This is a genomic window from Rhodococcus sp. ACS1, from assembly GCF_002300155.1.
Classification (GTDB): Bacteria; Actinomycetota; Actinomycetes; order Mycobacteriales; family Mycobacteriaceae; genus Rhodococcus_F; species Rhodococcus_F koreensis.
In genome coordinates this window covers 1-1,400 of the sequence record NZ_NSDZ01000024.1, presented here as the reverse complement: position 1 = coordinate 1,400, position 1,400 = coordinate 1, and the positions used below count along the sequence as shown (strand labels likewise).

2 protein-coding genes are annotated in these 1,400 nt (G+C 64.2%); both read left to right on the top strand.

Annotated elements, in window-relative coordinates; all coding sequences use genetic code 11:
• Nucleotides 1-696 precede the first annotated feature (696 nt).
• Complete coding sequence (locus tag CJ179_RS53710; RefSeq protein ID WP_257016474.1) at nt 697-843, top strand: hypothetical protein; 147 nt, start codon at nt 697-699, stop codon at nt 841-843.
• Nucleotides 812-1,400: Clp protease N-terminal domain-containing protein (locus CJ179_RS50400; RefSeq protein WP_257016473.1), on the top strand; the 589-nt coding region annotated here is incomplete at its 3' end. The genes CJ179_RS53710 and CJ179_RS50400, both read left to right, overlap by 32 nt.

Below are 1,400 nucleotides of genomic sequence, written 5' to 3'. Positions count from 1 at the left end.
CCGCGGCGCTGCTCCCGGCGCTCCGCGCCGGGAGACGGGGCGAGTCGCTTCGCTCCCCGCCAGGGAGCCGCTGCGCGGCTCGCAGTGGGCCGATTCCCGTTGCCGCCGATCGAGTCGCTTCGCTCCTCTGAGTTTCCGAGATTAGGTCCTTACCTGCACTTTTACTCGTCACGTTCGATCCGGTCCCCCACACCCCAACGAGGCTGGGGAGGGTGCGCCCGACCCGCCGCCCACTCGCCTTCCCGCGCCGCTCCATGTCATACCCACAGCATACCACCACACCCACACGCAACCCAAAACAGTCAAAAATCCTAAAACACCGAAACCTGTTGATCCACAACTATTCTAGAACCTTACAACTTGACGTTTGTGCACAACATCCGTAAACGCTTATTCACCAATAAATTACCCAAATATATTGCAAATCAACAACTTTCAAAAACGACTCAAAAACGACTAAACAGACACCCGCGTGCCCGCCGACACCCCGGCGCCGACACTCCCCCGACACGTCGCCGGCACCCCCACATCACAAACCGGGGACATGCCATCACACCAGGTCACAGCACCATTACGGCCGCGAGTGCCGAGGTCGCGTCGATCCCACCCATAACCCCCTGCACACCGCCCAGAATGGGCAGCAGAGAATTCAGTAGTTCGCGTCCCTCGCGGCGACGCATGGGGAGGGAGCGCGTCATGGTGTTCGAGAGGTTCTCCGATCAAGCCCGTCAAGTGGTCGTCCTCGCTGCCGGCGCCGCCCGCACCCACCACCAGAACTCCGTCGGCACCGAACACCTGCTGGTCGGGATCTTTGACGCCGCGGCCCCGGAGCGGCAGCGCTGACCTTTGGGGCGTCACCGCCCCGGCACTCGAGAGCCAGCTCGGGGGGGTCAGCGCACCGGCGGGCTCCGCCCCGGCCGCAGGGCACATCCCGTTCACCCCGAAGACGAAGAAGGTCCTCGAGGGCAGCCTGCGCCAGACGGCCCTGCTCGGGCACGAGGAAATCGGCACCGAACACCTCCTCCTGGCCCTGCTCGACGACCCCGCCTCCACCGGCGCTCACATCCTCACCGACCTTGTAACCCTCAGCGTCGGCGAAATGCGTGAGCACCTCAGACGCGAACTCGCCCACAGGCCCACCCCAGGCCCCACCCACCGCATCCCCATCCGGCTCAACGCCGACGAATACACCTGCGCCCACGCCGCCGGCCAGCACCTCGAAACCTCCGGTCCACGACCGCATCACCGACGCCCTCGAACAACCCGAATAACAGGTTCAGTCGGGGGTAAAGAACAGCTCCATCGACATGAAGAACCACACCACCATTGCCGCCATCGGCACGAACGCGCACACCAACAGCAGGGCGAAGTCCACACTCGGATCGGCCGCGGCGATGCGG

Coding starts and splice junctions, on each gene's coding strand:
- CJ179_RS53710 (WP_257016474.1), top strand. CDS start 697: ATGGTGTTCGAGAGGTTCTCCGATCAAGCCCGTCAAGTGGTCGTCCTC.